This window comes from Streptomyces tropicalis, assembly GCF_029269835.1.
GTDB lineage: Bacteria > Actinomycetota > Actinomycetes > Streptomycetales > Streptomycetaceae > Streptomyces > Streptomyces tropicalis.
The window spans coordinates 77348-103292 of sequence record NZ_JARJBB010000008.1 but is presented as its reverse complement, the minus strand read 5'-3'; the positions used below and the strand labels follow the sequence as shown (position 1 = coordinate 103292).

Below are 25945 nucleotides of genomic sequence, written 5' to 3'. Positions count from 1 at the left end.
GGACCGCCGGTCGCCGGGCCCACCGCACCGCGGGCCCGGCGACCGGCGGCCGTCCGAGGGGTCAGACGGCGGGCCGGCCGGCTCCGTCGCGCTCCCAGAAGTAGAAGCGCTGCGCCATCGCGTCCTTCGGCGAACGCCACGTCTCCGGGTCGTAGGCGCTGACGTACGCCGAGAGCCGCTCGCTGACGCCCCGGAACTCGGGGTGCCCGGCCACCTTGGCGATGGCGGGACCCGGGTCCCGGTCGGCCTCGACGAGGTGCATGTACACATCGCCGAACTGGAAGAGGCTGCGCCGGGTGACGCCGACCAGGTGCGGCAGCTCGCCCCGGTCCGACTCACCGAAGATCCTGGCGATGTCGGGGGCCGAGCCCGGGGCCATCCGGGCGACGATCAGTCCTTGGTGCATGGCCGTGTCCTCCGTCCCGGTCAGTCGGTGCTCAGGGCGGGCTCGGACCGGCGGCCCGCGGCGGCCCGCTCGATCCTGTCGCGGATCAGCGCCATCTGGACCTTCGAGTTCTTGTTGATGTTGTCGGTCATCCAGTCGTCGTCGACCGGGGCGTCCGGCTTCATCGCGAAGTCCTGCGTCCACACCATCCGGGTGCCGGAGGGCACCTGCTCGTACTGCCAGTGGATGTTCATGTGGGCGAAGGGCCCGGTCTCGACCCGGCGGGCGCGGACCGTGAGCGTGTCACGGTCGGGCTCGCGCTCCGAGACCCAGCTCCAGACGGTGCCGTTGTCGTCGGGGTGCATGGTGAGGCGGAAGGTGCACTTGTCCCCCTCCTGGGACAGGATCTCGGCGGAGGCGTACTCGCTGAACAGCTGCGGCCACCTCTCCACGTCGTTGGTCATGTCCCACACCAGGTCCAGTGGTGCGGCGATGGTGATCTCGTTCTGCGTGTGTCCGGCCATGTCAGGCTCCCGCGAGAAGGCTGCTGTTGACGAGGGCGAGGAATTCCCGCGGGGTCTTGCAACGCTCCGCGTCCACCGGCATCGCGGTACCGTGCCGGTTCTCCAGCTCGCCGACGATGCCGAGCAGGCCGAGCGAGTCGATGCCGAACTCCTCGAAAGCGGTGTCCGGCCGGTCCCGGAGCTCCTGCGGGCTGACGGTGATGCCGGCGGTCTTCTTCATGAGCTCGGACAGTTCTTCCACGGTGATGCGGTCACTCATGCGGTTCGTTCCTCTCCTTGTTGCTCCCGACGGCCCCGCTACGAGGCGCCGGCGGCGCCGTGCCGGAGCACCAGCGCCGAGTTCGACCCCATGAGCCCCCGGCTGAGGACCAGCGCCGTGCGCACCTGGGCGGCGCGGGCACGGTGGGTCACCAGGTCGAGGTCATGGCAGACGTCGAAGACATTCGGGGTGGGCGGGATCAGGTCGTGCTCCATCGCCAGCACCGCCGCAGCGGCGTCCAGCACCGGTGCGGCGCAGTAGCCCCGGCCGGTGCCGGTCTTCGGTGCCGTGACCGGCACGCGCCGGCCGCGGGCGCCGAGGGCGTCGGCGATCGCGAGGGCCTCGGCACGGTCCGCCTCCGGGACCCCGAGGGCGTCGGCGAAGACGACGTCGACCTCCTCCGGGGCGCAGCGGGCGTCGGCCAGTGCCCCGCGGATGGCCTCCGCGAGGCCCTGCCGGGACCGCTCCCAGCAGGAGGCGCCGGTGAAGGTGGAGGCGTGCCCGGCGACGAAGGCCCGTACGGGCACGCCCCGTTCACGGGCCGCCGCGGCCTCCTCGACCACCAGCATCGCGCCGCCCTCGGCGGGCACGAACCCGCACGCCTGGTCGGTGAAGGGCCGGTAGGCCCGCTCGGGGTCCTCGACACGGCTCAGCTCCGGGTAGCCCAACTGGCAGACCATCGAGTACGGCGCGAGCGGCGCCTCGGTGGAGCCGGCCACGATCACGTCGGTGCCGCGGTGCACCGCCCGCGCCGCGTGGGCGAGGGCGTCCAGGCCGCCCGCCTCGTCGGCGGCGACGACCGAGCAGGGCCCCTTGAGCCCGCGCCGGATGGAGATCTGGCCGGTGCTGGCCGCGTAGAACCAGGCGATCGACTGCCAGGGACCGACGAAGCGGCTGCCCTTGCCCCACAGCTTCTGGAGCTCCCGCTGGCCGAACTCGCCGCCGCCGGAGCCGGCCGCGGTGACCACGCCCGCGGAGAACGGCGCCTCGGCGATGTCCGCCTGGCCGAGCCGGGCGTCCTCCAGGGCGAGGTCGGCCGCGGCCATCCCGAAGTGGGTGAAGCGGTCGGTCTGCACCAGGTACCGCTCCTCGACCGCCGCGGACGGCTCGAAGGCGCGGACCTCGCCGGCCACCTTCAGCGGCAGGTGGCCGCAGCCCTCGCGGGTGACGCGGTCGAGGACGTTCAGCCCCTCCCGGGTGGCCTTCCAGAAGGTCTCCGTGCTGGTTCCGTTGGGCGCGACCACACCGATACCGGTGACGGCCGCACGCCGTTCGTGCGGTGCGCTCATCGTGTCGTCCTCCCTACGGCCGGGTCAGGATCACGGCGGACTGGAAGCCGCCGAAGCCGCTGCCCACGGAGAGCACGCTGGACAGCTTGCGCTCGCGGGCCTCCCGCGGGACGTAGTCCAGGTCGCACTCGGGGTCCGGGGTCTGGTAGTTCGCGGTCGGCGGGACCGCCTGACGGGCCAGGGCCAGCACACAGGCCACCACCTCGATCGCGCCGATCGCGCCGAGGGAGTGCCCCACCATCGACTTGATGGAGCTCATCGGCGTGTCGTAGGCGTGGTGCCCCAGGGCCCGCTTCACCGCCGCGGTCTCGTGGCGGTCGTTCTGCCGGGTGCCGGAGCCGTGCGCGTTGACGTAGTCGATCGCGGACCCGTCCAGCCGGGCGTGGTCCAGCGCGGTCTCGATGGCCCGGGCCATCTCCACGCCCTCGGGGGTCAGACCGGTCATGTGGTAGGCGTTGCCGAAGGTGGCGTAGCCGCTCAGCTCGCAGTACACCTGCGCACCGCGGGCCCGGGCGTGCTCCAGCTCCTCCAGGACGAGCACCGCACCGCCCTCGCCCATGACGAACCCGTCGCGGTCGTTGTCGAAGGGGCGCGAGGCGTGGGCCGGGTCGTCGTTGTTGGGGGAGGTGGCCTTGATCGCGTCGAAACAGGCCATCGTGATCGGGGAGATCGGCGAGTCCGACGCACCGGCTATGCAGATGTCGGCCCGGCCCTCCTCCACGGTGTGCAGGGCGTACCCGACCGCGTCGAGGCCGGAGGTGCAGCCGGTGGACACCGTCTGCACCGGTCCGCACGCCCCGAACCGCTCCGCCACCGTCGAGGCCAGGGTGCTGGGCGAGAACGCCCGGTGCAGATGGGGCTGCGCCTCGCGGTGGTCCACCTCCCAGTCCTGTCCGCCGTGGCTGACCAGGACGTAGTCGTTCTCCAGACGGGTGGTGCCGCCGACCGCGGTACCGAGGGACACCCCGATCCGCCAGGGGTTCTCCCCGGCGAGGTCGAGGCCCGAGTCGCGTACCGCCTCCTGACCGGCGGCCAGCGCGAACTGGATGTAGCGGTCGCAGCGCGCGACCTGCTCCGGGTCCAGTCCCGCGGCCACCGGGTCGAAGTCGCACTCCGCGGCGATCCGGGACCGCAGCCCGGCGGGGTCGAAGAACGTGATGCCCCGCGTGGCGGTGCGCCCGCCGGCCAGCAGGTCCCAGAACGCGGGGGCGCCGATGCCGCCCGGCGCCACCACGCCTATGCCGGTGACCGCCACCCGCCTGGTCACGATCGCACCTCCGCGGGCGCGGCCGGGGCCCCGGCCGGGACCGCCTCGGCGTCGGTGCCCTCGGTGTCGACGTGGCCGAGCTGCGGGCGCGGCGCCAGCGGACCCAGGTGGAAGACCAGGCGCGCCTCGGTGTCGCCGACGTTGCGGAAGCGGTGGCGCATGTACGCGGGGATCATCAGCCCCTGCTCGGGCTTCAGCGCGTGCGGCTCGCCGTCCAGGTCGACCTCCAGGTCGCCGCAGACGACGTACACGAACTCCTCGGAGTACGGGTGGTAGTGCTCACCGATGCGGTCACCGGGCTGCACGAGGGCCACGCCCATGAAACCGCTGGTCGAGCCGACCGTGGCCGGGGTGAGCATGGCGCGCAGATCGCCTCCGCGCCTGGTGTTGGGCTCGGTCTCGCTGAGGTCGACGATCCTGGGCCGGGGTTTGATCACGACGTTCCTCCGTGGGTGTGGTGCGGTCGGCGGGGGTGCGGCGCCCCGGCGGTCAGGACTCCGGCGCGGACCGGCGGTCGGTCACCAGGTCCATGCGGGCGAGGGTGAGCAGGTGGGCGGGGTCGGCGGCGCGTGGCGACGAACCGTCGACGAGGGTCGTCAGCTCGGCCGCCTGCGCCGGGTCCAGGCCGAGGGCGAGGAACGGGTCGGCGTCGAAGCCCTCCCGCACGTCGACCAGCCGGACCACCACGTCGTCGCGCTCGTAGACCGTGCTGCGCAGCATCGGCCCGTGCGGGTCACCGGCGGCGCGCTCGTCGTGCTGGGCGAGCCGTTCGGCCAGCTTCATGCCGAGGCCCGGCCGCGCCTGGTAGTAGAGCGCGTGCCGCTCGACCTCGGTCGCGTCGTCGGCGGTGACGTGGTGCACGGCGGGCAGCGCAGCCCGGGTGAAGAACACCCGCGCCGACTCCTGGTCGTCGAGGTCGCGGTGCTCCTCCAGGAAGGGGTTGATGGCCTCCTCCACGGCCCGCACCTCGGGCTGCCGGGACACGTGCCGCAGAGCGGCCAGCAGGTCGCCGCGCACCTCGATGGCCCGCACCACGCGGTTGCCGTGCATGAACAGCGAGGTGCGGCACAGCCGGGTGCTGTCGTCGACCCGGGCCTCGGGCGAGGCGTAGCCGGACAGGATCTTCGCGACCTGCTGCTCGCTGCCCGGTTTCACCGTGAAGGTGAGCGCGTGCCGGATCACGCCGTCGCCGATCCGCGGGGAGTTCTGCAGGCGCCGTTCGGCGGCCCCGGAGCGGGCCGCCTCGCCGCCGGTCTCGCGGACGATGTGGAAGCGCAGCGAGCGGGTGTCCCGGATGCAGCTGTGCATCGGCTGCACCATCTGCACGTGCTCCTCGCTGTTCACCCAGGCGAGGAACGGCGGGGCGCTCTCCCACTCACTGGTGATGAGCCACTGGGAGGGGTTCTCGATCGACTGGCAGAGCTGGTCGCTGACGTGCCCGGGGACGGACGCGACCTGCTTGCCCATCTGCTCGTAGGCCTCCAGGAACTGCTGCTGGGCGCCGTCGTAGACGTCGACCAGCAGCACGACCCGGAGCCGGGACCCGTCGAACACCGACTGGGAGACCCGCTTCGCGGCCCGTCGCAGCATCGGTTCTGAGGCTCGTTCAGACGTAGTGGTCATCCTGCGCACGTCTCCTTCGCGGGGCAGAGGTGGACGCCGGCCGCCGGTGACGCGACGTCAGCGTGATCTCGATCCTGTGCCGCTCCCGATCGGCGCGCGACTCGTATGAACCACGTGGGTGATCACACGGGTGATAGGTCCCCCGGACGTACGCGGAGCCGTCGCGCAGCGGGCATGGACCTTCCGATGCACCCCGCACCCGCACCCCCGCCCCTGGAGGCATCGATGCGTCAAGAAGCCGATCACCGGGTTCCCGTCCTGATCGTCGGGGGCTCCCTCGTGGGCCTGTCCACGTCCCTCTTCCTGGGCCGCCTCGGCGTGCCGCACCTCCTGGTCGAGCGGCACTCGGGCACGTCCGTCCACCCGCGCGGGCGCGGCAACAACGTGCGGACGATGGAGCTGTTCCGGGTGGCCGGCATCGAGCCGGACATCAAGGAGGCGGCCTCGCTGCTCGCGGACAACCACGGCATCCTGCAGACCCCGACACTGGCCGGGGACGCCGGGGAGTGGCTGTTCAAGCACATCGACCCGGGCGGCGGCATGGCGCGGTTCAGCCCCACCGGCTGGTGCCTGTGCAGCCAGAACGACCTGGAGCCGGTGCTGCTGCGGAGCGCCCGGGCCCTCGGCGGCGACCTGCGCTACTCCCACGAGATGGAGTCCTTCGCGCAGGATGCCGACGGGGTGACCGCGGTGGTCCGGGACCGGGCCACCGACACGCGGTACACCGTCCGCGCGGACTACCTGGTCGCCGCGGACGGGCCCCGCAGCCCGGTCCGCGACCGGCTCGGCATCGGGCAGAGCGGGCCCGGCGAGCTGTTCGCCAACGTGAGCCTGACCTTCCGCTCCAAGCTGCTCGCCGACGTCGTCGGCGACCGGCGCTTCATCTGCTGCTACCTCACCGACCCGGAGGCCGACGGCGCGCTGCTGCCCGTCGACAACAAGGAGCACTGGGTCTTCCACGCCCCCTGGCACCCCGAGCGGGGCGAGCAGCTGGAGGAGTTCACCGAGGAGCGCTGCGCCCGGCACATCCGCCGCGCCGTCGGCGTCCCCGACCTGGACGTGGAGATCACCGGCAAGGCGTCCTGGCGTGCCGCCGAACGGGTCGCCGACCGGTACCGGGACGGCCGGGTCCTGCTGGCCGGCGACTCCGCGCACGAGATGTCCCCGACCGGCGCCTTCGGCTCCAACACGGGCATCCAGGACGCCCACAACCTGGCCTGGAAGCTGGCCGCGGTCCTCCAGGGCTGGGCCGGACCCGGCCTGCTGGACACCTACGACGCCGAGCGCCGTCCGGTCGCCGCGGCCACCAGCGCCCGCGCCTCGGCCCGCTCCGTGGAGCACAGCCATCCCGGTTTCGCCCCGGCGCCCGGCGTCGGCGGCGGCCCGCGCGGCGGCATCCTCAACGTCGTCCTCGGCTACCGCTACCCGCAGGGCGCGGTCGCCGGCGCCGACCCGGCCCAGGAGGTCGTGCCCGACGGGGTGCGGCTGACCGGGGAGCCCGGCAGCCGGGCCCCGCACCTGTGGCTGCGCCGGACCGGGGAGCGGCCGGAGGGGCCGGAGCGGATCGAGCGGCTCGAGGTGCTCTCGACAGTCGACCTCTACGAGCGCTCCATGGTGCTGCTCAGCGACGCGCGGGGCGCCGGCGGCTGGCACGAGGCGGCCCTGCGCGTCGCCGGCGGGGACGGGGTCCGCCTGGAGTCGTACCGGATCGGGGACGGCCCCGGCGCCGACCTCGTGCCCGACGCCCCGGCCGGCTCGGAGGCACCGGACTGGGCCGGGCTGCACGGCACGACCACCGACGGCGCGGTGCTGGTGCGTCCTGACGGCTTCGTGGCGTGGCGTTCACCGGCCGGCGTGCCGGATCCGGAGCGGACGCTGCGCGAGGTCCTGGGAGCCGTCCTGCGGACCGCCTGAGGCCCGTCCGGCACCCGTCCGGGGCTCCACAGCGCCGAGGCCCCCGCACCGGACGGTGCGGGGGCCTCGGCGCTGTGGAGCCCCCTGTCGGATTCGAACCGACGACCTGCTGTTTACAAGACAGCCGCTCTGGACCAGCTGAGCTAAGGAGGCGTGCACGGACGCGCCCAGGCAGTGTACCCACCCCGTCTGCGCGCCCCGTCGAGAATTTCGGCGAAGTTCACCGGCCTCCGGGTACTGACAGGGGAGGCGGACGCCGGGTAGCGTCCTGTGCCGTTCACCCATGTGGACCTCACCACGGCGGACGCACCCGCCGTGGCCCACCACCTTCCTACAACGGATCGTCCGGCACGTTCCTGCCGGTAGAAGGGGGCCCATTCACCATGGCCACTGTCCAGTTCGACAAGGCGACCCGGATCTACCCGGGCACCGAGAAGCCCGCCGTCGACGGCCTCGACATCGACATCGAGGACGGCGAGTTCCTCGTCCTGGTCGGCCCGTCCGGCTGCGGCAAGTCCACCTCGCTCCGGATGCTCGCGGGGCTCGAGGACGTGAACGCCGGCGCCATCCGCATCGGCGACCGCGACGTGACCCACCTGCCGCCGAAGGACCGGGACATCGCCATGGTGTTCCAGAACTACGCCCTGTACCCGCACATGAGCGTCGCCGACAACATGGGCTTCGCGCTCAAGATCGCCGGCGTGAACAAGGCGGAGATCCGGCAGAAGGTCGAGGAGGCCGCGAAGATCCTCGACCTCACCGACTACCTGGACCGCAAGCCGAAGGCGCTCTCCGGCGGCCAGCGCCAGCGTGTCGCCATGGGCCGGGCCATCGTGCGCGAGCCCCAGGTGTTCCTCATGGACGAGCCGCTGTCCAACCTGGACGCCAAGCTCCGCGTGTCCACCCGTACGCAGATCGCCTCGCTCCAGCGCCGCCTCGGCATCACCACCGTCTACGTCACCCACGACCAGGTCGAGGCCATGACGATGGGCGACCGGGTGGCCGTGCTCAAGGACGGCCTGCTCCAGCAGGTCGACACCCCGCGCAACATGTACGACCGGCCCGCCAACCTCTTCGTCGCCGGCTTCATCGGCTCCCCGGCGATGAACCTGGTGGAGGTCCCGATCACCGACGGCGGCGTGAAGTTCGGCAACAGCGTCGTCCCGGTCAACCGCGAGGCCCTGAAGGCCGCCGCCGACAAGGGCGACCGCACGGTCACCGTCGGCGTCCGGCCCGAGCACTTCGACGTCGTCGAGCTGGACGGCGGCGCGGCCGCGTCCCTGTCGAAGGACTCCGCGGACGCCCCGGCCGGCCTGGCCGTGTCCGTCAACGTCGTCGAGGAGCTCGGCGCCGACGGCTACGTCTACGGCAGCGCCGAGGTCGGCGGCGAGACGAAGGACCTCGTGGTCCGCGTCAACGGCCGGCAGGTCCCCGACAAGGGCGCCCAGCTGCACGTCGTGCCGCGGCCGGGCGAGACCCACGTGTTCTCGACCTCCACGGGCGAGCGCCTCACCGACTGACGCCGCCGGGTGACGGAGCCCGGCCGAAACACCGGGACAACCACCCACAATTCACCCAGGTTGACGATCAGGGCCCCGCGCAGCGCCGCGGGGCCCTGTCCGTGCGCGCCCGATACCCCGGCGCACGGGACATTTCGAGTGGCGTGCGTCAACGCCCCACCCCGCCGACGATGCTTCCCGATCCCTCGAAGAGGTGACTAAATGTCGCCACATCATCACCGGGCGCTACCCTCACTCGCGTGAAGCACTCCACCACGCAACAGACGCGACGCGGCCGGGGCACCGCCCGCCGGATCGGCCGCTCCCTCGCCCTCGTCCTGCCCGTCGTCCTGGTGTTCTCCGGGACCCTCGCGGTCACCCGAGTCAACTGGTCGGGGAACTCCTCGAGCTCGGTGCTCACCGCGTCGGACGCCACCGTCACCGAGGTCTCCCACCAGACCCGCGCCCACGCCCCCGAGGACGTGCTGCGGGACCGGCTGATGACGGAGCTCCAGGAGAAGAACCCGGGCACCGCCCTCACCCACCTCCAGGAGGCCGTGAACGACCGTCCCTCGCTGGCCCGGTACTGCACGTCCATCGCCCGCGCCCTCGGCCGTGCCGCGGTCCGCATCTACGGCCCCACGCACGCCCAGTCCTTCGCCCGCCCGGTCTGCGACACCTCGTACGCCTCCGGCGTGCTGTCCGCCGCACGCGGCTGACCGGGCCTCTGCGGCCGCCGCCCGGCCCGGGGACATCCCGGGTGGGAAGTGGGTAACCACTGATTAAGGAGCGGCCGCAGGCGAAAGCGGCGGGCGGGGCGCCACGTACAGTTCGGGCATGACCCATCCGAATGCGGCGTCCCGCCCCACTCAAGCCGTCATCCTGGCCGGCGGCCAGGGATCGCGGCTGCGCCCGTACACCGACGACCGGCCGAAGCCGATGGTCGAGATCCCCGGCACGGGCACGCCGATCATCGGCCACCAGATCGCCTGGCTCGCCGAGGAGGGCGTGACGGACGTGGTGGTCTCCTGCGGCCACCTCGCCGAGGTCCTGCAGGGCTGGCTGAAGGTCACGGAGCTGCCCGTCACCGTCACCACCGTCGTGGAGACGGAGCCGCTGGGCCGGGGCGGCGGCCTGCGGTTCGCCGCCGCGCACCTGCCGCGGCCGGACCAGCCCTGGTACGCCACCAACGGGGACATCTGGACCCGTTTCTCGCTGCGCGACATGGCGGACTTCCACGCGGAGCGCGACGCCGTCGCCACGCTCGCGCTGGCCCGCCCCCGGCTTCCCTGGGGCGCCGTCAAGACGGACGGGTTCGGCCACATCACCGACTTCATCGAGGCCCCGCCCTCCACGTTCGAGATCAACGCGGGCGTCTACGTCTTCTCCTCCGAGTTCGCCGCCCTGCTCCCCGAGCGCGGCGACCACGAGCGGACCACGTTCCCGCGCCTGGCCCGCGAGCGCCGCCTGTCCGGCTTCCCGATCCCGCAGGGCGCCTACTGGCGCGCCATCGACACCGCGAAGGACCTCTCCGAGGCCGCGAAGGAGCTGGAGGCGCTGGGGCGCTGAGACGCCGCCGGGGCGGCACGCAGCGCGTCTCGGACGCCTCTCCTCCCCACCTCGCCCTGCCCCGCCGCACACGGTCCGCGGCGCCCGGGCGCACCCGTGCGGCGAAGGGGTCCCGCACCACCCGGTGCGGGACCCCTTCGCCGTACGGGGCCGTGCTCCGGCCGGGGAAGCGGCTATCCCAGCAGGCCGCCCACCAGGCCCGGGCGGCCCGAGGAGGAGCCGCCGCCGGTACCGGTGTCCGAACCGCCGCCCGGACCAGTGCCGCCGGTCGCCGAGCCTCCGGAGGTCGGGCCGGCGCTGGTGCTGGGGAGCTGCTCGACCGGGGCCGACCGGCGGGGCGGGACCTGGCCCGTGCCCTGGGTCTGGCTGGGCGTCCCGCCGGTGGCGGTGCCGCTCTCACGGGCCGCGCCCGGCGTGGCCGCGGGGCCGCCGGAGGGGCCCGCCGAGGACCGGCCGTGGGTGGGCGCGGTGGAGACCGACGGGGCCTTGCGGTGCCGCTGTCCGGGCGCCTGCGGGAGCGGGGAGCCCGGCAGTTCGTTGCGCGGGGACTCGCCGGGTCCGGGGACCACCACGCGGCCGGCCTCCCGGACCGCACCGCCGAGCAGCGAGCCGACGAGCAGGGTGAGGCCGGTGACCACGACGGTGAGCAGGGCACCGCGGCGCAGCACGAACTGGCGCAGCTCCCAGATGTCGGAGCGCGGGCCGAGCCGCCGCCAGGCCGAGGCGGCGAGCCGCCCGTCGACCGAGTAGACCGGGGCGCCGGCGATGAGCAGCGGGGACCAGGCGGCCAGGTAGATGATGTCCGGCGCGTCGTAGACCGGGACGGTCTTCCAGCTGACGGTGACGATGAGCGCGGCGGAGAGCAGCGCGCCGACGGCCGCGGCGACCCGCTGCCAGCAGCCCAGCACCGTGAGCACGCCGACGACGACCTGGAGGAAGGCGATGCACAGACCGGAGCCGACGGGGTGGTGGAGCGCGAACTGCCGCAGCGGCTCGGCGGCTTCCCAGGGGTGCAGGGTGTCGAGCCACTTCACCATGGAGCCGCGCTTGCCGCCGTCGAAGTACAGCGGGTCGCAGATCTTGCCCATGCCGGCGTAGATCGAGATGAACCCGAGGAAGATCCGCAGGGGCAGCAGGACCACCCCGAGGTTCATCCGGCGGCCCGGGAAGTAGGCGTGCCGCACCGGGTCCTCGCCCTGCCGCCCGGCACGCCGGTCCGCCTCCGCCGCCCCGTGGGGGTCGTATCCGGCGTAGCCGTCGTCCGCGTAGCCGTCGCCGGGGTAGGCGGGCCGGCCGTGTCCGGGGGTGTCGTACACGGGATCCCCGTACGCCGGATCCCCGTACGGCGCGCCGTAGCCGGGTTCGTCGTAGGCGCTGCCGACGGTCCGCATGTGCGGCAGCAGCCGCGTGACCTGCGGCTCGCCGGCGCGCCGGGGGCCCACGACGGGGGTCTCGACGGTCTGCTCCAGGTCGTCGTACCCGTCGTGGCCCAGGCCGTCGTGGCCCAGGCCGCCGTGTCCGTAGCCCGCGCCGGGGCCGACGCGCGGGAAGACCCGCGTGGCCCCGCCCTCGGCGGTCCGGTCCTCGTCGTGCCGGACGCTTCCGCTCCGCACGGCCTGCAGCAGTCGGTGGGCGCCGGTGTCGTCCGGGGCGGACCTGCCGCTCCAGACGACCGGGCGGCGGTGGCCGGCCGACCCGGGCCGGGGCACCGTGCCGGTCACGGGCACGCGACCGGGGTCCTGGGTGGCGCTCGTGTGCCGGGCGATGCGCGGGGACTGGATGCGCCGCGTGGCGACGCCCAACTGCACGCGGAAACTCGCGTGGTTGACGATGATCTGCGCCGGATCGCTCGGCACCTTCACCATGCTCAGCGCGGGAGCGTCGTCGATTCCCGACGAACGGTCCCCCGTGGGTGTGCGGGGTGTTCTGGTGTCCACACTCATCTAACCGAGTGATGCGGAGTTAGGACACTGTCTTGACCCGCCGGATCTGTCCGGACCGCGTCAAGGTTGTACCGCTCGCCCGGATTTACCCGGGCGGGGGACCGCCCGGACGCCCGTTCGGGCGCCCGGTGCGGGCCGGTTCAGGCGCGCCTGCGGGCCGCCTCGTAGAGCACGACACCCGCCGCGACACCGGCGTTCAGGGACTCCGCGCCACCGGGCATCGCGATCCGCACCCGCAGGTCGCAGGTCTCGCCGACGAGCCGGGACAGGCCCTTGCCCTCGGATCCGACCACGATGGCGACCGGACCGTCCAGCACCTCGAGGTCGCTCAGCTCGACCTCGCCGTCGGCCGCGAGACCGACCACCGTGATGCCCGCCTTCTTGTACGCCTCCAGGGCGCGCGTCAGGTTGGTGGCACGGGCGACGGGCGTCCGGGCGGCCGTGCCGGCGGAGGTCTTCCAGGCACCGGCGGTCATGCCGGCCGCACGCCGCTCGGGAACGAGGACGCCGTGGCCGCCGAAGGCGGAGACCGAGCGGACGACGGCACCCAGGTTGCGCGGGTCGGTCACCCCGTCGAGGGCGACGATCAGCGGGTCCTCGCCCGCGTCGTACGCGGCGCTCGCGAGGTCCTCGGGGTGCGCGTACTCGTAGGGCGGGACCTGGAGGACGAGGCCCTGGTGGTTCAGCCCGTTCGTCATCCGGTCCAGCTCGGGGCGCGGCGCCTCCATGAGGTTGATGCCGCCGCGCTCGGCCGCGAGGTGGAGCGCCTCGCGGACCCGCTCGTCGTTGTCGATGAACTGCTGGACGTAGAGCGTGGAGGCGGGTACGCCCTCGCGCAGCGCCTCCACCACCGGGTTGCGGCCGACGACGAGCTCGGACGAGGACCGTCCGCCCCCGCGGCGCTGCGTCGCCGGGCGCACCTGGGCGCGCCGGGTCTTCGCCTGGGCGGCGCGCTGCTTGGCGTGCCCCTTGCGCATCTCGGCGGGGGGCGTCGGTCCCTTGCCCTCCAGGCCCCGGCGTCGCTGGCCGCCACTGCCGACCTGCGCGCCCTTCTTGCCGGACATGCGGCGGTTGTTCGCGGCCATGACCTACCTGTCTCTGCTCTCTGCGTGACGGAGCGGCCCGCGTGGTGCGGTCCGCATGAAGCGTTCGATCGTACGGCCTGTGCGGGCCGTGCGCATCGCGAGGGTCGCCCGGGCTTCGGTGCCCTGCGCCCTTGCAGTGTGCCGTCCGGAGGGCCGGAGGGCACACCCGATCTTCGTGACCGCGCCGGGCTCAGCGGGCGCCGAGGCTCCAGCGGGGTCCCTGCGGGCTGTCCTCGATGACGAGTCCGGACTGGGACAGCTGGTCGCGGATGGCGTCCGCGGTCGCCCAGTCCTTGCGGGCGCGGGCACCCTCCCGCTGGTCGAGCACCAGGCGGACCAGGCTGTCGACGACGCCGTGCAGCTCCTCGCCGCGCCCGCCCTCCCCGGCCCACCGCGGATCCAGCGGGTCCAGACCGAGCACGCCGAGCATGGCCCGCACCTCGGCGAGCCGGGCCACGGCCGCCTCCTTGTCGTCGGCGGCCAGGGCGGAGTTGCCCTGCCGGACGGTGGTGTGCACGACCGCGAGCGCCTGCGGCACGCCCAGGTCGTCGTCCATCGCCTCGGCGAAGGCCGGCGGCACCTCGGCGGCGGGCTCGACCACTCCCCCGGCCAGCTCCACCACCCGCTGCACGAAGCCCTCGATCCGCGCGAACGCCGACTCCGCCTCGCGCAGCGACTCCTCGCTGTACTCGATCATCGAGCGGTAGTGCGGCGTGCCGAGGTAGTAGCGCAGGACGATCGGGCGCCACTGCTTGACCATCTCCGACACCAGCACCGAATTGCCCAGCGACTTCGACATCTTGTCGCCGGCCATGGTGACCCACGCGTTGTGCAGCCAGTACTGCGCGAAGTCGTCGCCGTAGGCCTTGGCCTGGGCGATCTCGTTCTCGTGGTGGGGGAAGACCAGGTCCAGGCCGCCGCCGTGGATGTCGAAGGCGGAGCCCAGGTACTTGTGCGCCATCGCGGAGCACTCCAGGTGCCACCCGGGACGCCCCCGGCCCCACGGCGTGGGCCAGCTCGGCTCCCCCGGCTTGACCGCCTTCCACAGGGCGAAGTCCCGCGGGTCCCGCTTGCCGGTCTCGCCCTCGCCGGTCGGCTGGAGCAGGTTCTCCAGCTCCTGCCGGGACAGCTCCAGGTACGACGGCAGGGAGCGCACGTCGAAGTACACGTTGCCGTCGGCGGCGTAGGCGTGGCCGCGCTCGATGAGGCCCTGCATCATCTCGATCATCTCGGGCACGTGGCCCGTGGCCCGCGGCTCGTACGTCGGCGGGAGGCAGCCCAGCGCCTCGTAGCCGTCGTTGAAGGCACGCTCGTTCTCGTAGCCGATCGCCCACCAGGGGCGGCCCTGCTCCGCGGCCTTCGCGATGATCTTGTCGTCGATGTCGGTGACGTTCCTGATGAACGTGACGTCGTAACCGCGGTGGGCGAACCAGCGGCGCAGGATGTCGAAGTTGAGGCCCGAGCGGATGTGCCCGATGTGGGGTGCCGCCTGCACGGTGGCGCCACACAGGTAGATCGAGACGCAGCCCGGCACGAGCGGGGTGAAGTCACGGATCTGCCGGGCGCTGGTGTCGTACAGGCGAATAGTCACCACTCCAGAGTAGTGGGCGCCGGGGGGTGCCTCACGACCCTTCCGGGAGCGGCACGCCGTTTCGCCGGGCCCGGCGGTGCGGCGGGGGCGCGCCGGGTGCGACGACGGGGGCGCCGGGGGCGCTCACAGCCTCCCGACGACCCTGCGCGGGGTGACCCGCACCACCACGCGCTCCGCGTCCTGCGCGGAGGACGGGTTGAACTCCGCGTACTTCTTGCCGGTGTACTTCACCGACAGCTCGTCGATGAGCTCCCGGCCGCCCCGCGTGGTCGTCTCGGCGGTGCCGCGGATCTCGGCGTACTCGTAGGGGGAGTCCGGGTCCAGCACGACGACGCCGACCCGCGGGTCGGCGTCGAGGTTCCTCTTCTTGCGGCGGTCCATGGTCGTGGAGAACAGGACGTCGTCGCCGTCCCGCTTCACCCAGACCGGGGACATCTGTGCCGAGCCGTCGGGCTGGACGGTTCCCACCACGACGAAGACGGGCCGGTCGAGCAGGGCCTTGAGCCGGTCGGACAGGACGGCGGTCATGGGCATCTCCGGGGCACGGTCGGACGGGGCACGGTCGGACGCGGGTCGGCGACGACTCTGCGTGTACCCTCGCACGCCCTCCGTCCCCCCGCACGGCGAACCGGACCGCCGCCCCCGGCCGGGCGGCTCAGCCGAGGCGGGCGACGAGTGCCGTCGCCACCGCCATCAGTCCCTCCCCGCGGCCCGGGAAGCCGAGGCCGTCCGTGGTGGCGCCGGAGACGGACACCGGCGCGCCGGCCGCCTCGGAGAGGATCCGCTGGGCCTCGTCGCGCCGCTTGCCGATCTTCGGCCGCGGGCCGACGACCTGCACCGCGACGTTGCCGATGCGGAAACCGGCCGCGCGCACGATCCGCGCGGCCTCGGTCAGCAGCGTGACCCCGGACGCGCCCGACCACTCGGGGCGCCCGGTGCCGAAGTGCTGCCCGAGGTCGCCGAGCCCGGCGGCGGAGAACAGCGCGTTGCACGCGGCGTGCGCGACCACGTCCGCGTCGGAGTGCCCGGCGAGGCCCGGGCCCTCGTCCTCCCACTTCAGACCGGCGCACCACAGCTCGCGGCCGTCCTCGAAGGCGTGGATGTCGGTGCCGATGCCGACCTGGGGCAGCGGCGCCGGCGCGGGGCCCGCGGAGGGATCAGAAGCCATCGTTCAGCCTCCGGCGGGCCAGCACGGCCTCCGCGAGGACCAGGTCCAGCGGGCGGGTGACCTTGAAGGCCTCCTCGTGGCCGGGGACGGCCACCACCCGCTCGCCTAGCTGCTCGACCATGCTCGCGTCGTCGGTGACGTCGCCGGTGACGGTCTTGTGCGCGCGCACCAGCGTGGCGCGGTCGAAGCCCTGCGGGGTCTGCACGGCCCGCAGCCGCGACCGGTCCGGCGTGGCGACCACGGGCTCCGGCGCTCCCGGCGCCCCGGCCGGCTCGACCTGCTTGACGGTGTCCGCGAGCGGCAGCGCGGGCACCACGGCGGCCGCCCCGCCGCGGACGGCCTCGATGACCGCGTCGACGGTGTCCACCGGGACCAGCGGGCGGGCCGCGTCGTGCACGAGGACGACGTCGTGGCCGGGGGGCAGCGCCTCCAGGCCGAGCCGCACGGACTCCTGGCGCGTCCCGCCGCCGGGGACGACGAGGACGTCGGTCCGCTCGGGCAGCGCGTGCGCGTCCAGCATCGACTTCACCTCGCCGGCACCGTCGGACGGGGCGACGACCACCACGAGGGAGACGGCGCGGGAGGCGGCCAGCGCGCGCACCGCGTGGACGAGCATCGGCGTGCCGTTCAGGCTGCGCAGGGCCTTGGGCGCGCCGGGGCCGAGGCGTACGCCACGGCCGGCGGCCGGGATCACGGCGGCGACGGGGGACGCCTGCGGGTCTGCCGCGGGCGAGGGGCGCGAATCGTCAGACATCGGTTCCTGTCAGGTTTGTGTGCTCGGCCTACGTGGGTATGGCCACAGGCAGCACCCGCGGCCGTCGGCCGGGGGACACCGAGCGACGCCTCGACCGGACCCCTTCCGTGACCCCGGCCGAGAAGCTCGCCCGGACCTGACACAGACAGTAGCGAGACGACGGTGCCGTGGGCGTCGCCCCGGGCGGATCGACGCGGGTGCGGTCTGCGCCGCGCAGCTCCGCGCGGGCGGGCGCAGCGGATGCGCACATGCCGCAGCGCCCGGCGACGTCATGGGCGTCATCGGGCACCGCGGCATGAATCGGTGTGCTGAAGCTGAGGCGGGGTGGGCTCCCGCCCTCGCGTCAGGACGCGAGGACCTCGTCGAGCAGGGCCTCTGCCTTGTCCTCGTTGGTGTTCTCCGCGAGGGCCAGCTCGCTCACCAGGATCTGGCGGGCCTTGGCGAGCATGCGCTTCTCACCGGCGGAGAGACCGCGCTCGCGCTCACGACGCCACAGGTCGCGCACGACTTCCGCGACCTTGATGACATCGCCGGAGGCGAGCTTCTCCAGATTCGCCTTGTAGCGACGCGACCAGTTCGTGGGCTCCTCGGCGTACGGAGCGCGCAGGACCTCGAAGACCCGGTCCAGCCCGTCCTGACCGACCACATCACGCACGCCGACGAACTCCGCATTGTCCGCTGGCACACGTACCGTCAGGTCGCCCTGGGCGACCTTCAGCACCAAGTAGGTCTTGTCCACGCCTTTGATCTGGCGAGTTTCGATAGCCTCGATCAGCGCGGCCCCGTGATGGGGATAGACCACGGTGTCGCCAACCTTGAACGTCATGTGACAGGTACCCCTTCCGTGGCTATCCAGGGTAACACGGATACGGCGTCTTCTGAATGGCGTTTTCGCAGGTCAGGGCATATCTCGGGGCTTGACAACAGCGACGGGGACGTGCTTCGGAAGGGTCACGGGGGGTAAGAGGAAGCGGGTATTCGCAGGTCGGAGGGGTACTTCACGCGAGGCGAAACGCGTACGTTACACACATCCGGCCGACTGTCCAAACGGCCGAACGTCCCGGTTTGTCTGGTTCCAGATGTACGAGTTCCGCTACTCCGTTCGGTGCGGGGCGCCGCACTCCGGCCGATTCCGGAATTGATCACACGGACACCGCGAGCACCTGCCGATCCCCGATGATCAATTACCCGGGGGCCGCGCATTCCTTCACCGAAAACCCCCCGGACGGATGCCGGGGCATACCGCGGTGGCCATAAGAGAATGGTGAGTCGCGGGCACTCCGAAGTGACGGGTGAGTCACTTGCGGCAGGTGGGAGCGAGCCGTCCGCGGGATGTGTTCCAGCTCTCGTCGAGGGCCCCCGGCACGCAGAGGGGCGGGTCGGGTGCGAGGCCCTGGGAACGGCTCGGTAACCTAAGGCCGCTGACAGACACTTAGGGTGGCTTTATAAAGGGGGCCGCCCTGCTCCGCCCACGTTCAAGGAGTTGCCGCCGCCGTGAGCAGCAGCCTTCGACGCGGCGCCCTCGCCGCCGCCGCCATCGCGTTCTCGATCGCCTCGCTCGCCGCGTGCGGTGCCGGCAACAACGCCCAGACTCTTGAGGTCAAGCCGGACAACGCGGCCACCTCGGTCGGCAACATCAAGATCCAGAACGCGGTGATCATCACCCAGCCGGACGTGCAGACCAAGGGCCCCGCGGTCCTCTCCGCGACCATCTTCAACACCGGCACCACCAACCAGACGCTGGACGCCGTCCGCATCGGCGGCGACGGCACCGCGCAGATCACGCCCGCGACGGGCAAGGGCAAGCTGACCGTCCCGGCCGGCGGCTCCGTCGTCGTCGGCGGCAAGGGCAACGCCTCGGCCGCCCTGTCCAACCCGGGCCCGGCCGTGCAGAACGGCAACGCGCAGCAGGTGACCTTCACCTTCAGCTCGACCGGCGACGTCAACCTGAAGGCCTTCGTCGTCCCCGCCGTGAGCTACTTCGACAAGTGGGGCCCGAGCAACGTCCCGGCCGTGCCGGGCGCCCCGGGCTCGCCGTCCGCCTCCGCCTCCGGGAAGCCCGGCAAGCCCGGGAAGCCGGCCAGGCCCGGCCGGCCGGCCGCGTCGGGCACCGGCTCGCCGTCGGCGTCCGCGACCGGCGCCGCGGGCACCCCGGCCCCGAACGACTCCGCGTCGCAGTCGGCGGCCGGTCACTGACACCCGCCGGGCCCGGGCCCGTACGACGACCAGGGGCGGCACCCTCGAAAGGGTGCCGCCCCTGGTCGTGTCCGTCGCCCCGGCCGCCGTCGCGGCCGGTGGCCGGGCCGCGCGGTCTACGGCTCGAACTTGTAGCCGAGGCCGCGGACCGTCACCAGGTAGCGCGGGGCGCCCGGGTCCGGCTCGATCTTCGCGCGCAGGCGCTTGACGTGGACGTCGAGGGTCTTGGTGTCGCCCACGTAGTCGGCGCCCCAGACCCGGTCGATGAGCTGCATCCGGGTCAGCACCCGCCCGGCGTTGCGCAGCAGCATCTCCAGCAGGTCGAACTCCTTCAGCGGCAGGTCCACCTTGGAGCCGGAGACGGTGACCACGTGGCGGTCGACGTCCATGCGCACGGGACCGGCCTCCAGAGCGGCCGGGGTGACCTCCTCCGGCTCGCCGCGGCGGCGCAGCACGGCACGGATGCGGGCGACCAGCTCACGGGAGGAGAAGGGCTTGGTGACGTAGTCGTCGGCCCCTATCTCCAGCCCGACGACCTTGTCGATCTCGCTGTCCTTGGCGGTCACCATGATCACGGGGACGTTGGAGCGGCCGCGCAGCTGCCGGCACACCTCCGTGCCGGGCAGCCCCGGCAGCATCAGGTCGAGGAGGACGAGGTCGGCGCCGTTGCGCTCGAACTCGTCGAGTCCGTCGGGGCCGGTGGCCGCCACGGCGACCTCGAAGCCCTCCTTGCGGAGCATGTACGACAGGGCGTCGGAGAAGGACTCCTCGTCCTCGACGACGAGCACTCGGGTCACGGAAGGACCTCCGGGGCAGGAAGCGGTTCGTACGGGGATGACTCGGGGGTCCCGGCCTCGTCGTCGAGGGCGGGGTGCTGCTGGGCGCGGTCACGGGCCGCACCGGCCTCGGGCAGGCGCAGGGTGAAGGTGGACCCCTGGCCCTCCGCGCTCCACACCGTGACCTCCCCGCCGTGCGAGGCGGCCACGTGCTTCACGATCGCCAGGCCCAGGCCGGTGCCGCCCGTGGCACGCGAGCGGGCCGGGTCGACGCGGTAGAAGCGCTCGAAGATGCGCTCCTTGTCCTTGTCGGAGATGCCGAGGCCCTGGTCGGTGACGGCGATCTCGATCAGGTCGCCGCCGGGGGCGGTCACCCGGCGGGCGGCGATGCCGACCCGGGTGCGGGGCGGGGAGTAGTTGACCGCGTTCTCGACGAGGTTGCCGAGAGCGGCGGCGAGCTGGCCGCGGTTGCCCCACACGTGGAGGTCCGCGGTGCCGCCGGCGGCCATGGTGATCTGCTTGGTGCCGGCCTGGTGCCGGCAGCGGTCGGCGGCCTCGGCGACCAGCTCGTCCACGCCGACCGGCTCGGCGTCCTCCAGCGGGTCGTCGTTCTGCACCCGGGAGAGGTCGATCAGCTCCTGCACGAGGCTGGTGAGGCGGGTGGCCTCGTTCTGCATGCGCCCGGCGAAGCGCTCCACGGCCTCGGGGTCGTCGGAGGCGTCCATCACGGCCTCGGACAGCAGGGAGAGGGCGCCGACCGGGGTCTTGAGCTCATGGCTCACATTGGCCACGAAGTCGCGGCGCACCGCCTCGATGCGGCGGGCCTCGGTCAGGTCCTCCACCAGCAGCAGGACCAGGCGCGAGCCGAGCGGGGCCACTCTGGCGGAGACCGCCAGGGCCTCGCCGCGCCCGGTGCCGCGCCGCGGGAGGTCCAGCTCCACCTGGCGTATCTCGCCGTCCCGCCGGGTGTCCCGGGCCATCTGGAGCATCGGTTCCACGGAGAGCCGCCCGCCGCGGACCAGCCCGAGGGCGTACGCGGCGGAGCTGGCCTTGACCACGGCGTCCGCCTCGTCGAGGACGACGGCGGAGGAGCGCAGCACGGACAGGACGGTGTCGACACCGGGCGGGAGCACCGGGTCGGTGTGCAGGGACGTGCGGGTCGGGCGCTTCTGCTCGCGCTCGCTCCAGCGGAACGCCAGCATGGCGATGACGCCGGTGAGCACTCCGGCGATCGCTGCCGCTGCGGCGACCGCCGCGTTCACGTTCATGCATCCAGGTTAGGCATGGGGTCCGACACGGCCACAGCCGTCCGAGGGCGAGCTCGAACACTCGTCGCCCAGAGTTCACCTTGGAGCCAGGACCGGTTCATTTGGGGTGGCGGAAACGGACGCGTACGGCCCGGAACGTGGGAGCGTGGGGTTCACACCGCTGGTTTTCACCGCGGCCCCGGCCCCGAACCCCCGAACGAAGACGCACGAGAGGGAACCTGATGCGGGACGCGTACCACGAGGAACTGGACTCGATCGGCGACGGTCTGGTGGAGATGGCCCGGCTGGCCGGGTCGGCGATCGGGCGCGCCACCACGGCCATCCTCGACGCCGACCTGAAGCTGGCCGAGAGCGTGATCGAGGCCGACAAGAAGGTCGACGAGCTCCAGCACGACCTGGAGGCCCGGGCGATAGCCCTGCTGGCCCGCCAGCAGCCGGTCGCCACCGACCTGCGGATCGTCGTCACGTCGCTGCGGATGTCCGCCGACCTGGAGCGCTCGGGGGACCTCGCCCAGCACGTGGCCAAGCTGGCCCGGCTGCGCTTCCCCCAGCGGGCGGTGCCGCAGGACCTGCACGCCACCATCCTGGAGATGGGCCAGCTCGCACAGCGCCTGATGGCGAAGGCCGCCGAGGTCATCGTCACCAAGGACGTCGACCTCGCGCTCCAGCTGGAGCAGGACGACGACGAGATGGACCTGCTGCACCGCACCCTCTTCCAGCACCTCATCGACGACCGCTGGAAGCACGGCATCGAGACGGCCGTGGACGTCACGCTGCTCGGCCGCTACTACGAGCGGTACGCGGACCACGCGGTCGCGGTCGCCAAGCGGGTGGTCTACCTGGTGACCGGCGAGCACGCGGACACCCTCCAGGCGTCGGAGATCCCCCCGGTGGCGGGTACCGAAGGGGCCTGACGGCCGGCTCCCGCGGGCCCGGTCCCGGCCCGCGGGTCCCGCGCCGGCCTGCCGTCCCGGCCCGCGGGCGACGCCTCGGGCCGCGGATGCGATCCCCGTTCCGGCCGTCCGGGTCCCGGGCCCGCTCCGCCCGGACGGGGGTGGCCGGAGGGCTCGGGCGTGAACGGCGCGGACGGGCGCGGAGCGAGCGGCCGGGCGCGGCTTCCGGGCGCCGGGGTGTGTGCGAGCCACTGTGCGCCGTTGATGCGCCCAGTGCAGCGGGCATGGAATGGGCACAGGCACCAGCCTCTAGGAGGGACCCATGGCCGAATCCCCCAGCACCACGCCCGACCCGACGCAGGAGCGCGAGACCGAGCAGCCGGCGCACGCCAGGAGCCTCCCGCTCCTCGCCGCCTGCGGCTGCGGCTCGGGCTGCGGCTGCGGCTGCCAGTCCGGAAGCCCCTGCCAGTGCGGCTGAGGGCACGGTCCCGTACGCCGTCCCCGTAGGACGCGTACGGCGCCCCGCCGCACTGGCAGGGGCTTCCCGTCCGCCCTCGGACGGCCCCGCAGGGCCCCGGCATCCGGCCGGGGCCCTGCGGCGCGTCAGCGGCGGGCGGACCCGCGCCGGCGGGAGCGCACCACCGCGGCGCCGCCCGCGAGCGCGAGCGCACCGGCCGCGGCGGCGACCAGCGCGGTGGCCCCGGAGGCGCCCGTCCCGGCGAGCGGCGGCGCGGACTCGCCCACGCTCACCATGGCGGCTGCGGACGAGTCGTCCGGGGGCGGGGCACCGGCCCCGCCCCCGGACGGTCCCGGCCCGGCCCGCCGGTCCCGCCCGGCCCGACGCATCGTGACGGAGCGCCCGCCGTGGTGGCGGGCGCTCCGGGGCGAGGGGGCAGGGGGTCAGCCCCGGCTGCGGCTCTCCGCCTCGGCCTGCGCCATGGCCTGGGCCTCGGCGTCGGCGAGCGCGACGGTGAAGCCGAGCGCCTCGGTGATGTGGGCCGCCGCCGCCATCACGCGTGCCGTCCCCACGACGGGGGCGATCGCCACGAGCACGTCCTGCACCTGCTCGATCGTCAGGTTCGCCCGCACGGCGGGCCCGACGTGGGCGAGGTAGGAGACGGCGGGGGCGTCCATGGCCGCGAGCGCGGCGATGCGGGTGAGGATGAGGGTGCTCTCGTCCAGGCCACAGCGTTCGAGCGAGTCGATGGTCATGGCGGCGAGGGTGTCGAGCACGGGTGTGTCGGACGTGGTGGTCATCTGGGTGCCGCCTTCCGGGCTGTGCGACGCCGTCACGCGTGGCCCACCACCGGGAGGAACCCGCACGCGCCGGCAGCTTGCATTTCCACCGTAAGCGGGCTCCGAGCCTGGCGCATGCCGGGCCGTTCGAGTGAATCCCCCTTCGGATCGGACGGCCCGAACGGGTGCTACCCGGTGGTCTTTGGGTAAAGGCTTCGACATCGACAGTTCAATGACCTTGTCCTGTGCATGACTCACTCGATGGGATGCGCGGAGACCACTTCGTGAGACTCCGGACCACACTCAGGGGGATTCATGCACACAGCCCGTACCGGAAGGGGAGCGGCGGCGTCCCTGGCCGCCGCCGCCGCTCTCCTCGTCGCCGCGCCGGGGACCACTCCGCCGGCCGGTGTGACCACCGCCGCGCCCGCCTCCGTGCCGCACACCACGGCCGTCCCGGCCGTCGCGGGGAACGTGCTGGCCCACAGCACGACCGGCCCGCTCTCCATCGAGCAGTGCCGTGCCAAGTGGAAGATCGCCTGCTACACCCCGCTCCAGTACCGCACCGCGTACCACCTCGACGGCCTGTACCGGAAGGGCGTCACGGGCAAGGGCCGCACCATCGTGATCGTGGACTCGTTCGGCTCGCCGACGGTCCAGCACGACCTCGACGTGTACTCCAGGCAGTTCGGCATCCACAGCACCAAGGTGAACGTGGTCAAGTGGGGCCACGTGCCCGCCTTCGACCCCAAGAACGCGGACATGACCGGCTGGGCCGGCGAGACCACCCTGGACGTCGAGGTGGCCCACGCCATGGCCCCCGCCGCCAAGATCGTCCTGGTGGAGACGGCGGTCGCCGAGACCGAGGGCACCACCGGCCTGCCCGAGATGATGAGCGCCGAGAGGCACCTGATCGACCACGGTGTCGGCGACGTCATCAGCCAGAGCTTCGGCGCCACCGAGAACACCTTCCCGGGCTTCGCCCGCGGCGACTTCACCAGCATCAAGAAGCTGCGCTACGCCTTCCAGGACGCGAACCGCAGGCACGTGACCGTCCTCGCCGCCTCCGGCGACGGCGGCGCCACCGACATGACCCTGGACGGCAAGCACTACTACAAGAAGCGCGTCAACTCCTGGCCGTCCTCGGACCCGCTGGTCACGTCCGTCGGCGGCACCCAGCTCCACCTCGACGACCAGGGCCGCCGCGTCAAGCCGGACAGCGTCTACAACGACCACGGCGCGGGCGGCGGCGGCCGGTCCCACGTCTTCGCCCGCCCGGCCTTCCAGGACGGTGTGCAAAAGACCGTCGGCACCCGCCGCGGCACCCCGGACGTGTCGATGGCGGCAGCGGTCGACGGCGGCGCCTGGATCTACTCCAGCTACGACCCGGCCGCCACCGGCTGGGAGGTCACCGGCGGCACCAGCGAGGCAACCCCGCTCTTCTCGGGCATCGTCGCCCTCGCCGACCAGGTCGCCGGCCACCGGGTGGGCAACATCAACGAGGCGCTCTACCGCCTCTCCACCCGCCACGCCGACGGCGTCGTCGACGTCGACGACGGCACCGACAACACGTACGCCGGCGTCCCCGGCTACACGGCCGTGAACGGCTACGACATGGCCACCGGCGTCGGCACCGTGGACGCCCTGCGCTTCGTCCCGGCCCTGGCCCGCGCCGCCCGCCGCTGACCCGCACGACCGCGCGCAGGGCACCCGCCCCCGCGTCCCGCAGCACGGCCGGCCCGGACGGCAACACCGGGCGGGCCGTGCCTGCGGGGGGAGGGACTGCGCACCGGTCCCGGGAGGCCGCCGTGCCGCGGGCCGGGCATCCGTCCGTGCAGGGCAGCCCTCGTGCAGCGGTCAACCGGAAGGGACGGAATCCCGCCGCCCCCACCCGCAACGGGGCACGGTGCGCGGCTACTTGCCGCTGAGCTCGGCCAGGAACCGGTCGAAGTTCCCCTCCGACCAGTGCTCGACTATCTGGCCGTGCGCCACGCGGTCGATGGAGATGCCACTGAGGTGGACCTGGTGGCCGGAGGCGGGGATGCCGAAGATCGTGCCGGTGTGGACGCCGCCGAAGGTCCAGCGCGTGACGGTCTTGTCGCCCTCCACGATCTGGTCCTCGACGGTCATCCTGTAGTCGGAGATCCCCGCCTTGATGCCGAGGTCCGCCTGGACCCAGTCCTCGCGCTTTCCGGGGCCGTCGAACCCGTGGAGCACCAGGTCCTTCGAGATGTAGCGGTCGAAGCCGGCGGCCAGGTCGCCGTTGTAGCTGGCGTAGAACGCCGAGGACACCTGACGCGGCGACAGGTTGTGGTGGTGCGCGTGGACGGTGGAGGCGCCGGGAGAGCCCTGGGCCTGCGCGGCCGCGGGCACGGCCACGGTGGTCAGCGCGGCGGCGACGGCGAGGCCCGTCAGGGCGCCGATCACCTTTCTGCGCCGTCCGGGTGCGGCGACGGCGATGGCGACGGACTCGGCCTCGGTGGTCCTTTTCGGAATCACGGCACACTCCTGAGAGGTGGGTGACGGTGCCCGACGGCACCGCATCGGCAGACGCGGAAAGCATGCACCGCCAAGTCCGAAAAGCCTCACGAATAGACCTGAAATCGCCTCTCCTTCGAGCAATTCTCCAGGCGTGAATACGGTTTGGAATCCTCCGCTTTCCGGTCCTCCGGAGAAGCGGGCCGCCGGACGCCATCGAGCCCCTTG

General features: G+C 73.0%; 27 protein-coding genes and 1 tRNA gene. 8 read left to right on the top strand and 20 right to left on the bottom strand.

Features of this window, described 5'->3' with window-relative positions; genetic code table 11:
• Positions 1-61: 61 nt before the first annotated feature.
• Genes P3H78_RS17610 through P3H78_RS17580 form a run of 7 tightly spaced genes read right to left on the bottom strand, consistent with a single transcriptional unit; the run spans position 62 to position 5347 of the window.
• On the bottom strand, positions 62-406 hold the full coding sequence (locus P3H78_RS17610) for a TcmI family type II polyketide cyclase (protein ID WP_276109956.1): 345 nt from the start codon (positions 404-406) through the stop codon (positions 62-64).
• A gap of 20 nt (positions 407-426) precedes the next feature.
• Positions 427-909: an SRPBCC family protein gene (locus P3H78_RS17605; RefSeq protein ID WP_276109955.1), complete on the bottom strand. Its 483-nt coding sequence runs from the start codon at positions 907-909 to the stop codon at positions 427-429.
• Position 910: 1 nt separating this feature from the next.
• Positions 911-1168 (bottom strand): acyl carrier protein, encoded by a 258-nt coding sequence (locus tag P3H78_RS17600; RefSeq protein WP_276109954.1) that lies wholly within the window; start codon positions 1166-1168, stop codon positions 911-913.
• Between the two features lie 38 nt (positions 1169-1206).
• Positions 1207-2457, bottom strand: coding sequence for a beta-ketoacyl synthase N-terminal-like domain-containing protein (locus P3H78_RS17595; RefSeq protein WP_276109953.1), 1251 nt, complete (start codon positions 2455-2457; stop codon positions 1207-1209).
• Between the two features lie 13 nt (positions 2458-2470).
• A complete protein-coding gene (locus tag P3H78_RS17590) occupies positions 2471-3724 on the bottom strand; it encodes a beta-ketoacyl-[acyl-carrier-protein] synthase family protein (RefSeq protein ID WP_276109952.1) in 1254 nt (417 codons plus the stop codon).
• Positions 3721-4161: a cupin domain-containing protein gene (locus P3H78_RS17585; protein ID WP_276109951.1), complete on the bottom strand. Its 441-nt coding sequence runs from the start codon at positions 4159-4161 to the stop codon at positions 3721-3723. The genes P3H78_RS17590 and P3H78_RS17585 overlap by 4 nt, the downstream gene beginning before the upstream one ends.
• A gap of 52 nt (positions 4162-4213) precedes the next feature.
• Positions 4214-5347 carry a SchA/CurD-like domain-containing protein gene (locus P3H78_RS17580; RefSeq protein ID WP_276109950.1) on the bottom strand — a complete coding sequence of 378 codons (1134 nt, stop codon included), beginning with the start codon at positions 5345-5347 and terminating at the stop codon, positions 4214-4216.
• Positions 5348-5572: 225 nt separating this feature from the next.
• On the opposite strand from P3H78_RS17580, the gene P3H78_RS17575 reads away from it, so the two are divergent.
• A complete protein-coding gene (locus P3H78_RS17575; RefSeq protein ID WP_276109949.1) occupies positions 5573-7261 on the top strand; it encodes an FAD-dependent oxidoreductase in 1689 nt (562 codons plus the stop codon).
• A 75-nt stretch (positions 7262-7336) separates the two neighbouring features.
• On the opposite strand, the gene P3H78_RS17570 is transcribed toward P3H78_RS17575, so the two are convergent.
• Positions 7337-7414, bottom strand: a tRNA-Thr gene (locus P3H78_RS17570).
• A gap of 230 nt (positions 7415-7644) precedes the next feature.
• Between P3H78_RS17570 and P3H78_RS17565 the strand changes: the two genes are divergently transcribed.
• The 3 genes from P3H78_RS17565 to P3H78_RS17555 all read left to right on the top strand — a co-directional run bounded on the left by P3H78_RS17565 (position 7645) and on the right by P3H78_RS17555 (position 10329).
• Positions 7645-8781, top strand: a complete 1137-nt coding sequence (locus tag P3H78_RS17565; protein WP_276109948.1) for an ABC transporter ATP-binding protein — start codon at positions 7645-7647, stop codon at positions 8779-8781.
• A 239-nt stretch (positions 8782-9020) separates the two neighbouring features.
• Positions 9021-9479, top strand: coding sequence for a hypothetical protein (locus P3H78_RS17560; protein WP_276109947.1), 459 nt, complete (start codon positions 9021-9023; stop codon positions 9477-9479).
• A gap of 118 nt (positions 9480-9597) precedes the next feature.
• Positions 9598-10329 carry a nucleotidyltransferase family protein gene (locus P3H78_RS17555; RefSeq protein WP_276109946.1) on the top strand — a complete coding sequence of 244 codons (732 nt, stop codon included), beginning with the start codon at positions 9598-9600 and terminating at the stop codon, positions 10327-10329.
• A 173-nt stretch (positions 10330-10502) separates the two neighbouring features.
• On the opposite strand, the gene P3H78_RS17550 is transcribed toward P3H78_RS17555, so the two are convergent.
• The 7 genes from P3H78_RS17550 to P3H78_RS17520 all read right to left on the bottom strand — a co-directional run bounded on the left by P3H78_RS17550 (position 10503) and on the right by P3H78_RS17520 (position 17696).
• Positions 10503-12272 (bottom strand): DoxX family membrane protein, encoded by a 1770-nt coding sequence (locus P3H78_RS17550; protein ID WP_276109945.1) that lies wholly within the window; start codon positions 12270-12272, stop codon positions 10503-10505.
• Positions 12273-12412: 140 nt separating this feature from the next.
• A complete protein-coding gene (gene rlmB, locus P3H78_RS17545) occupies positions 12413-13357 on the bottom strand; it encodes a 23S rRNA (guanosine(2251)-2'-O)-methyltransferase RlmB (RefSeq protein ID WP_276109944.1) in 945 nt (314 codons plus the stop codon).
• 190 nt (positions 13358-13547) lie between these two features.
• The gene (gene cysS, locus P3H78_RS17540) at positions 13548-14948 is read right to left on the bottom strand and encodes a cysteine--tRNA ligase (RefSeq protein ID WP_276109943.1); all 1401 of its coding nucleotides are present in this window, start codon (positions 14946-14948) and stop codon (positions 13548-13550) included.
• Positions 14949-15071: 123 nt separating this feature from the next.
• Complete coding sequence (locus tag P3H78_RS17535; protein WP_276109942.1) at positions 15072-15476, bottom strand: PPOX class F420-dependent oxidoreductase; 405 nt, start codon at positions 15474-15476, stop codon at positions 15072-15074.
• A gap of 127 nt (positions 15477-15603) precedes the next feature.
• Positions 15604-16116: a 2-C-methyl-D-erythritol 2,4-cyclodiphosphate synthase gene (gene ispF / locus P3H78_RS17530; protein ID WP_276109941.1), complete on the bottom strand. Its 513-nt coding sequence runs from the start codon at positions 16114-16116 to the stop codon at positions 15604-15606.
• Entirely contained in the window at positions 16106-16870 is a 765-nt protein-coding gene (ispD, locus tag P3H78_RS17525) for a 2-C-methyl-D-erythritol 4-phosphate cytidylyltransferase (RefSeq protein ID WP_276109940.1), read from the bottom strand. Before ispD ends, ispF begins: the two co-directional genes overlap by 11 nt.
• A 343-nt stretch (positions 16871-17213) precedes the next feature.
• On the bottom strand, positions 17214-17696 hold the full coding sequence (locus tag P3H78_RS17520; RefSeq protein WP_003953493.1) for a CarD family transcriptional regulator: 483 nt from the start codon (positions 17694-17696) through the stop codon (positions 17214-17216).
• 668 nt (positions 17697-18364) lie between these two features.
• On the opposite strand from P3H78_RS17520, the gene P3H78_RS17515 reads away from it, so the two are divergent.
• Positions 18365-19066, top strand: a complete 702-nt coding sequence (locus P3H78_RS17515) for a copper chaperone PCu(A)C domain-containing protein (RefSeq protein ID WP_276109939.1) — start codon at positions 18365-18367, stop codon at positions 19064-19066.
• Between the two features lie 116 nt (positions 19067-19182).
• Here P3H78_RS17515 and phoP read toward each other — a convergent pair whose 3' ends face one another.
• Positions 19183-19854 (bottom strand): two-component system response regulator PhoP, encoded by a 672-nt coding sequence (gene phoP / locus P3H78_RS17510; RefSeq protein WP_018568744.1) that lies wholly within the window; start codon positions 19852-19854, stop codon positions 19183-19185.
• 5 nt (positions 19855-19859) lie between these two features.
• Positions 19860-21110, bottom strand: coding sequence for a two-component system sensor histidine kinase PhoR (phoR, locus tag P3H78_RS17505; protein WP_276109938.1), 1251 nt, complete (start codon positions 21108-21110; stop codon positions 19860-19862).
• 221 nt (positions 21111-21331) lie between these two features.
• On the opposite strand from phoR, the gene phoU reads away from it, so the two are divergent.
• Positions 21332-22024 carry a phosphate signaling complex protein PhoU gene (gene phoU, locus P3H78_RS17500; RefSeq protein ID WP_276109937.1) on the top strand — a complete coding sequence of 231 codons (693 nt, stop codon included), beginning with the start codon at positions 21332-21334 and terminating at the stop codon, positions 22022-22024.
• 301 nt (positions 22025-22325) lie between these two features.
• Positions 22326-22481 (top strand): hypothetical protein, encoded by a 156-nt coding sequence (locus tag P3H78_RS17495; protein ID WP_276109936.1) that lies wholly within the window; start codon positions 22326-22328, stop codon positions 22479-22481.
• A gap of 125 nt (positions 22482-22606) precedes the next feature.
• Here the strand turns inward: P3H78_RS17495 and P3H78_RS17490 are convergent, their stop codons facing one another.
• Together P3H78_RS17490 and P3H78_RS17485 are read right to left on the bottom strand one after the other, a co-directional pair.
• Positions 22607-22756 carry an LPXTG cell wall anchor domain-containing protein gene (locus P3H78_RS17490; RefSeq protein ID WP_276109935.1) on the bottom strand — a complete coding sequence of 50 codons (150 nt, stop codon included), beginning with the start codon at positions 22754-22756 and terminating at the stop codon, positions 22607-22609.
• Between the two features lie 147 nt (positions 22757-22903).
• Complete coding sequence (locus P3H78_RS17485; protein WP_276109934.1) at positions 22904-23260, bottom strand: carboxymuconolactone decarboxylase family protein; 357 nt, start codon at positions 23258-23260, stop codon at positions 22904-22906.
• A 294-nt stretch (positions 23261-23554) separates the two neighbouring features.
• Between P3H78_RS17485 and P3H78_RS17480 the strand changes: the two genes are divergently transcribed.
• The gene (locus P3H78_RS17480; protein ID WP_276109933.1) at positions 23555-24925 is read left to right on the top strand and encodes a S53 family peptidase; all 1371 of its coding nucleotides are present in this window, start codon (positions 23555-23557) and stop codon (positions 24923-24925) included.
• Between the two features lie 228 nt (positions 24926-25153).
• Here P3H78_RS17480 and P3H78_RS17475 read toward each other — a convergent pair whose 3' ends face one another.
• Positions 25154-25738: an ester cyclase gene (locus P3H78_RS17475; protein WP_276109932.1), complete on the bottom strand. Its 585-nt coding sequence runs from the start codon at positions 25736-25738 to the stop codon at positions 25154-25156.
• Positions 25739-25945: the final 207 nt, after the last annotated feature.

Bases quoted from the DNA above. Each gene is read 5' to 3' on its own strand.
- P3H78_RS17610 (WP_276109956.1), bottom strand. From the start codon at position 406: ATGCACCAAGGACTGATCGTCGCCCGGATGGCCCCGGGCTCGGCCCCC.
- phoU (WP_276109937.1), top strand. From the start codon at position 21,332: ATGCGGGACGCGTACCACGAGGAACTGGACTCGATCGGCGACGGTCTG.
- P3H78_RS17600 (WP_276109954.1), bottom strand. From the start codon at position 1,168: ATGAGTGACCGCATCACCGTGGAAGAACTGTCCGAGCTCATGAAGAAG.
- P3H78_RS17535 (WP_276109942.1), bottom strand. From the start codon at position 15,476: ATGACCGCCGTCCTGTCCGACCGGCTCAAGGCCCTGCTCGACCGGCCC.
- P3H78_RS17520 (WP_003953493.1), bottom strand. From the start codon at position 17,696: ATGACGTTCAAGGTTGGCGACACCGTGGTCTATCCCCATCACGGGGCC.
- P3H78_RS17550 (WP_276109945.1), bottom strand. From the start codon at position 12,272: ATGAGTGTGGACACCAGAACACCCCGCACACCCACGGGGGACCGTTCG.
- phoR (WP_276109938.1), bottom strand. From the start codon at position 21,110: ATGAACGTGAACGCGGCGGTCGCCGCAGCGGCAGCGATCGCCGGAGTG.
- ispD (WP_276109940.1), bottom strand. From the start codon at position 16,870: ATGTCTGACGATTCGCGCCCCTCGCCCGCGGCAGACCCGCAGGCGTCC.
- P3H78_RS17565 (WP_276109948.1), top strand. From the start codon at position 7,645: ATGGCCACTGTCCAGTTCGACAAGGCGACCCGGATCTACCCGGGCACC.
- P3H78_RS17485 (WP_276109934.1), bottom strand. From the start codon at position 23,260: ATGACCACCACGTCCGACACACCCGTGCTCGACACCCTCGCCGCCATG.
- ispF (WP_276109941.1), bottom strand. From the start codon at position 16,116: ATGGCTTCTGATCCCTCCGCGGGCCCCGCGCCGGCGCCGCTGCCCCAG.
- P3H78_RS17490 (WP_276109935.1), bottom strand. From the start codon at position 22,756: ATGGTGAGCGTGGGCGAGTCCGCGCCGCCGCTCGCCGGGACGGGCGCC.
- P3H78_RS17495 (WP_276109936.1), top strand. From the start codon at position 22,326: ATGGCCGAATCCCCCAGCACCACGCCCGACCCGACGCAGGAGCGCGAG.
- P3H78_RS17580 (WP_276109950.1), bottom strand. From the start codon at position 5,347: ATGACCACTACGTCTGAACGAGCCTCAGAACCGATGCTGCGACGGGCC.
- P3H78_RS17555 (WP_276109946.1), top strand. From the start codon at position 9,598: ATGACCCATCCGAATGCGGCGTCCCGCCCCACTCAAGCCGTCATCCTG.
- P3H78_RS17480 (WP_276109933.1), top strand. From the start codon at position 23,555: ATGCACACAGCCCGTACCGGAAGGGGAGCGGCGGCGTCCCTGGCCGCC.
- P3H78_RS17575 (WP_276109949.1), top strand. From the start codon at position 5,573: ATGCGTCAAGAAGCCGATCACCGGGTTCCCGTCCTGATCGTCGGGGGC.
- P3H78_RS17605 (WP_276109955.1), bottom strand. From the start codon at position 909: ATGGCCGGACACACGCAGAACGAGATCACCATCGCCGCACCACTGGAC.
- P3H78_RS17595 (WP_276109953.1), bottom strand. From the start codon at position 2,457: ATGAGCGCACCGCACGAACGGCGTGCGGCCGTCACCGGTATCGGTGTG.
- rlmB (WP_276109944.1), bottom strand. From the start codon at position 13,357: ATGGCCGCGAACAACCGCCGCATGTCCGGCAAGAAGGGCGCGCAGGTC.